5 protein-coding genes and 1 pseudogene are annotated in these 5,729 nt (G+C 55.2%); 5 read left to right on the forward strand and 1 reads right to left on the reverse strand.

Annotated elements, in window-relative coordinates:
* The 4 genes from K5905_RS26105 to K5905_RS26120 form a co-directional block, all read left to right on the forward strand.
* Window positions 1-702 (forward strand): transporter substrate-binding domain-containing protein (locus K5905_RS26105; RefSeq protein ID WP_297589645.1); only part of this gene is annotated, 702 nt, incomplete at its 5' end.
* 152 nt (window positions 703-854) lie between these two features.
* Window positions 855-1,661 (forward strand): amino acid ABC transporter permease, encoded by an 807-nt coding sequence (locus K5905_RS26110; RefSeq protein WP_297589648.1) that lies wholly within the window; start codon window positions 855-857, stop codon window positions 1,659-1,661.
* A gap of 76 nt (window positions 1,662-1,737) precedes the next feature.
* A complete protein-coding gene (locus K5905_RS26115) occupies window positions 1,738-2,424 on the forward strand; it encodes a DNA-3-methyladenine glycosylase I (protein WP_297589650.1) in 687 nt (228 codons plus the stop codon).
* 131 nt (window positions 2,425-2,555) lie between these two features.
* Window positions 2,556-3,695, forward strand: a complete 1,140-nt coding sequence (locus K5905_RS26120) for a site-specific DNA-methyltransferase (protein ID WP_297589653.1) — start codon at window positions 2,556-2,558, stop codon at window positions 3,693-3,695.
* A gap of 127 nt (window positions 3,696-3,822) precedes the next feature.
* Here K5905_RS26120 and folE read toward each other — a convergent pair.
* Window positions 3,823-4,461: pseudogene (gene folE, locus K5905_RS26125) on the reverse strand (GTP cyclohydrolase I FolE).
* 292 nt (window positions 4,462-4,753) lie between these two features.
* Between folE and K5905_RS26130 the strand changes: the two are divergent.
* Complete coding sequence (locus tag K5905_RS26130; RefSeq protein ID WP_297589656.1) at window positions 4,754-5,701, forward strand: GAF domain-containing protein; 948 nt, start codon at window positions 4,754-4,756, stop codon at window positions 5,699-5,701.
* Window positions 5,702-5,729: the final 28 nt, after the last annotated feature.

The following is a 5,729-nucleotide window of genomic DNA, read 5'->3' on the forward strand; positions in this document are numbered from 1 at the left end:
GACGTTGTCATTGCGTCGGAAAACACTTATCCGCCGCTGCAATTCGTCGATCCGAAATCCGGTGAAGCCAGTGGCTGGGAATATGAGGCGATTGCCGAGATCGCCAAGCGGCTCAACATGAACGTGACGTATGAGAATGTAAGCTGGGATGCGATGATCCCTGCGATTTCAGCCGGTGAATACGACCTTGCCATGAACGGTATCACCATTCGCGCAGACCGGGCCGAACAGGTCGACTTCTCAGAGCCTTACATGCGTTCGGAAATGTTCATGCTGGTGCGCGCCGATGAGGATCGTTTTACCGACTCCAAAGGCTTCGCCGATAACACGGATTTCCTGGCCGGAGCCCAGCCGGGCACGACCCCCTTTTATGTCACGGTTTACGAAGTCCTGGATGGCGATGAAGCCAATCCGCGCATCAAACTGTTCGAGACATTCGGCGCTGCCGTTCAGGCCCTGAAAACCGGTGACGTGGACCTGGTGCTAACAGACAGCACCGGTGGCAAAGGATATGTCGCAACCAATCCGGATACGTTCAAGTTGATCGGAGAACCGATGGGCACGGAGGAATTCGGCTTTATCTTCCCGAAAGGGTCCGATCTGGTCGAGCCGTTCAACGCCGCGATTTCGAGCATGCGCGCCGATGGTACGCTTGATGCCCTGAATCAGAAATGGTTCTTCGAATACAAAGCCGGCCAGTAGCAAGCCGGCTGCGCTCAAACGCGGCTAGACAATATCGTTGATGGCCGGTAACCGGGAATAGGCCCGGATACCGGCCATTTTACGTATCGACGTCTCGTGAAATCCGGCCGCCGGAATTCCATCCGATCGCATCTTCAACTCAAGTCAGGCCCATGTTTCGAAAAAAATCTTCAACCAGCGCTCCAAAACAGGACTTTCCCTATTGGCTTGTGGCGGCTGGTGGGCTTGCAGTCTTTCTCCTGTTCCAGATTGCCACCGACGAGATCTACACACAGGTCATGACAACCGTTTCGCGCGGGATCGGACTGACAATTTTCGTGACGCTGGTTGGATTTTTTCTGGCTTCGATTCTGGGTCTTCTCCTGGCACTCGCCTCACTCTCAGGGTCCACCATCCTGCGTCAGATGGCCCGGTTCTATGTCGAGATCGTACGAGGTCTGCCGATCATTGTGCTGCTGCTCTATATCGCCTTTGTGGCAACGCCGCTTCTGGTCGCCGGGGTCAACGCTGTGCTGGAACCTCTCGGCCTGGAGCCAATGCGTACACGGGACTTTCCGCTGCTGTGGCGGGCAATCGTCGCTCTGATGATCGGCTATTCGGCATTTATCGCAGAGGTTTTCCGTGCTGGCATCCAGGCTGTCGACAAGGGTCAGATAGAAGCGGCCGAAGCCCTCGGCATGAACCGCTGGCTGCGATTCCGCCTGATCATTTTCCCACAGGCGCTGAAAACCATACTGCCGCCGCTTGGCAATGACTTCATTGCCATGATCAAGGACAGTTCACTGGTCTCCGTCCTCGGCGTCGCCGACATCACCCAGCTCGGCAAGGTCTACGCCGCCGGATCGTTCCGTTATTTCGAAACCTATAATGTGGTTGCCCTGATCTATCTGATGATGACCATCACGCTGTCTCTTGCCTTGCGCAAATTTGAACGGACAAAGGAGATTGGCGGGCGTTAAGCTCCCGACGGTCTGTGATCCTTTGAAATCCGGCTTAATCCCATGAGGCGGAATGCAAAGAAACGAGGTTTGCCATATGAGACCCTTTGAAGACATCGAAGCGCTTGCCGCGGAAAAAAAAGGCGGTCCGGATCAACTCGCGAAGCTGCTTGGCGAACATAACCTGCCGAAATCAGAAGACGAGCTGGAACAGATAGGCGATGACCGATGGCTGTCGATGTTCACCAAGTGCGTTTTCCAGGCAGGGTTCAGCTGGAAAGTGATCGAGCAGAAGTGGCCCGGGTTCGAGGAGGCTTTCGAAGGCTTCGATGTCGCCCGCCTTGCCTTCCTACCCGATGAAGCATTTGAAGCCTTGCTGAAGGACACCCGCATTGTTCGCAACGGCGCAAAGATCAAGTCTGTCCAGCACAATGCGGTCTTTCTAAAAGACCTTGCCGCGGAGCACGGTAGCGCAGCCAAATTCATCGCCCGCTATCCGGTGACAGACCAGATCGGCCTGATGGAGACACTGAAAAAACGCGGCAGCCGGCTAGGCGGCAATACGGGCCAGATCGCCCTGCGCTTCATGGGCAAGGAAAGTTTCATTCTCTCCGGCGATGTGGTTAATGCCCTGATCCGGGAAAACATCATGGAGAATGACCGACTTTCGAAAAAAAATCTGCACGCGGCCCAGGTTGCCTTTAACGATTGGAAAGCAACTTCCGGTCGTACTCTCAATGAAATCAGCAGAATTCTGGCCTTTTCGGTTGGCACAGGTCATTAACTTCTCATTTAACTTTTACGATTGTAAACAAAGCATTGAATTAAAGGGAATTTTTGTTTTACGAACTTAACGGCTGATTTACCAAACCCGGTAACCATGACACTCGAAATTGCGTGAGGTATTGCGTCGCAATGAGTGTACTGCGTACCGGGGTGTCCTTTGCGGCACCCCTTCAAAAAAAGAAATCGGAAGCACCCGCTTCCTACCTGAATACGATCCTGAAGGGCGACTGCGTGGCCGCCCTGGAGAAGTTGCCGTCCCGATCCGTGGACCTGGTCTTCGCGGATCCACCTTATAACCTCCAGCTCGGTGGCGATCTGCACCGGCCGGATCAGTCCAAGGTGGATGCCTGTGATGATCACTGGGATCAGTTCGATAGCTTCCAGCAATATGATGCCTTTACAAGGGCTTGGCTGCTGGCTGTCCGCCGGGTGATGAAGCCTGACGGTTCGCTTTATGTGATCGGCTCCTACCACAACATCTTCCGAGTTGGCGCGATCCTGCAGGATCTCGGCTTCTGGATCATGAATGATATTGTCTGGCTCAAATCCAATCCGATGCCGAACTTCCGTGGCAAACGGTTCACCAACGCCCATGAGACGATGATCTGGGCGGTGAAGTCCAAGGATGCCAAGCCGACTTTCAACTATGATGCGCTGAAGACCTTCAATGAAGATTTGCAGATGCGGTCTGACTGGCACCTGCCTTTGTGCACAGGCGCCGAACGGCTGAAGAACAAGAGCGGCCAGAAGGTTCACCCGACACAGAAGCCCGAGGCTTTGCTCTACCGGGTTCTGACCGCCTCTTCCAAACCTGGTGATGTCGTGCTTGATCCTTTCTTCGGCACCGGCACCACGGGAGCCGTCGCGAAGAAACTCGGCCGCAACTATGTCGGTGTTGAACGCGAGCAGGACTATATCGACGCTGCGACAGCGCGCATCGAAGCCATTGAACCGGGGGATGCCAAGGCGTTGGAAATGCAGAAGGGCAAGCGTGCCCAGAAGCGAATTCCGTTCGGTACCTTGCTGGAAAGCGGTCTTCTGGAACCGGGAGCGGAACTCACCTGTTCCAAGGGCAAGCATCTGGCCGTCGTGCGGGCTGACGGGTCATTGAAATCCGGCGATCATACCGGCTCAATCCACAAGGTCGGCGCATTGGTTCAAGGACAGGAAGCCTGCAACGGCTGGACGTTCTGGCACACGATTGATGGCGCAAAGAAGTCGCCGATTGACGAGTTGCGCAAGGAAATCAGATCCCGCCTGCAGGCATAAGCAGGCATTAAAAAAGAGCAGAAGCGACCTTCGCTGCCCCGCGATAAGCACCTCTACCCCGCCTTCCAGAACAGAAGGTGGGGTTTTCTTTTGTTTCAACGTTTCACATTAGCGGGATAGAGCGCTGTCAGAACGAGGCCGGCTGCTGCCCGGAAATGAAAGACAGAAAGTCACGGCGCAACTCTCTGTCCGTTGAGAATTCTCCCAGCATGCGCCGGGTCATCATCGACACACCGGGTTTCTTGATGCCGCGAGTGGTCATGCACATATGCGCTGCTTCCATGACAACCGCGACGCCGCGGGGTTCAAGCACTTTTTCGATAGTTTCCGCGACCTGGGCCGTCAGGGTTTCCTGGATCTGGAGCCGTTTTGCGAAGACGTCCACCAAACGCGCCAGCTTGCTGATCCCGACTACACGTCCTGCGGGCAGATACGCAATATGGACCTTGCCGATGATCGACACAATGTGGTGCTCGCAATGGGATTCAAAACGGAGATTTTTCAAGACGATCATATCGTCATAGTCGTTCGTTTCCTCAAATGTGCGCTGAAGAAGATCGACCGGATCCGTCCGATAGCCTTCAAAAAATTCTTCATACGCCCGAACGACCCGGGTAGGCGTATCCACCAGACCTTCCCGGTCAGGATTGTCCCCTGCCCATTCAATCAACAAGCGAACTGCGGCTTCCGCTTCTTCTCTCTTTAGTTCACGTCAGGCTGCGAGTTCTTGCTGCTTTTCAGCATTGAAGGTTTCCACCAGTGACATGTTCTACTCCCACTCACAAATCCGATGAGTCGACCTGTTATGTTATTTCGTAACAGTAGTCGATATATTTGAGGTAAATTGCGTGTGTGTTCAGTCTGTTCGGGTGTGCGAAAAAGTGGAGCTCGGGAAATCGGGCGGAAAACCGAATCCTTCGTCTGCTCTCAAGGCTGCTTGCATTCTCCTGGCACTGCCGCCATCTTGATCCGGTTTTCGAGCGTTCATGGGAGGAACGGATCGATAGAGTGGGTGCCGGTCATTTCACCGGCAAGCCTGTCGGTCGTCGGTCGCGTCAATGAAAGATCATGTTGAAACAGTGTTCCGCACCGTACATTCGGGATCAGCGCCTGCGCTCTCGCGGATTGCCGCGTCGTGGCGACGTTCGCTTGACAAGCACGGTCTTGATCCGGGCGGTCAGGCCGCACCGGAGCAGATGGAAGACGGGCAGCTGCGCGAGCGTCTGGATGAAATCGGATCATTTCTGCAAATAGCCGCACCGAAACTGGATCAGCTTTTTGGTCTAGTCGGCCAGTCTGGCTGTACCGTGTTGTTGACCGATGCCGATGGTGTGATCCTCGATCAGCGGTGTTCGGCAGCCGATGAGGAGACTTTCCAGGGATGGGGTCTCTCGCAGGGCACCAACTGGAGCGAAGCAACGGTCGGCACCAATGGTATCGGCACCTGTCTTGCGGAAGAACGGAATGTCATTATCCATCGGGACGAGCATTTTCTAGCCCGCTTTGCAGGCATGAGCTGCATGGACGCCCCGATTTATGGCCCGGATGGCGGACTGGTCGGAGCTCTGGATGTTTCTTCTGCCAGATCCGACCAGACGGAAGCATTTAACCGGCTGATCGCGGCAATGGTCAGCCAGACCGCGCGTCAAATCGAGATCGATACGTTTCGGGCGGCTTTTTCCGGCAATCGCATTGTGGTCGCAGACAGTGACACATCTGACACCGCGGTGTTGTTCGCCGTCGATTCCGATGACATCGTGCTGGGCGCAACCCGTGCAGCACGCAAGGCCTTTGGACTTGGCACGACAGGTCCCATTTCACCGCTCCCAGCATCCGACCTGCTTGGCCGGGAAGACGGACCAACCGGATTTGAGAAGGCTGAGCGGGCCGCCGTTGTTCGTGCACTCACCCGAGCCGGCGGCAATGTCTCGAAAGCCGCCAGAGCCCTTGGTGTCGGCCGGGCAACCCTTTACCGGCGCATGAAGCGCCTGGGCATCGGCGAATAGCAATCCCAACCTGTCTCGGAACTGAGAC

Origin of the sequence: Roseibium sp. (assembly GCF_025698965.1) — a bacterium.
Classification (GTDB): domain Bacteria; phylum Pseudomonadota; class Alphaproteobacteria; order Rhizobiales; family Stappiaceae; genus Roseibium.

What these genes read in the sequence shown, in the direction of transcription:
- K5905_RS26110 (WP_297589648.1), top strand. Translation starts at nt 855, where the DNA reads ATGTTTCGAAAAAAATCTTCAACCAGCGCTCCAAAACAGGACTTTCCC.
- K5905_RS26115 (WP_297589650.1), top strand. Translation starts at nt 1,738, where the DNA reads ATGAGACCCTTTGAAGACATCGAAGCGCTTGCCGCGGAAAAAAAAGGC.
- K5905_RS26120 (WP_297589653.1), top strand. Translation starts at nt 2,556, where the DNA reads ATGAGTGTACTGCGTACCGGGGTGTCCTTTGCGGCACCCCTTCAAAAA.
- K5905_RS26130 (WP_297589656.1), top strand. Translation starts at nt 4,754, where the DNA reads ATGAAAGATCATGTTGAAACAGTGTTCCGCACCGTACATTCGGGATCA.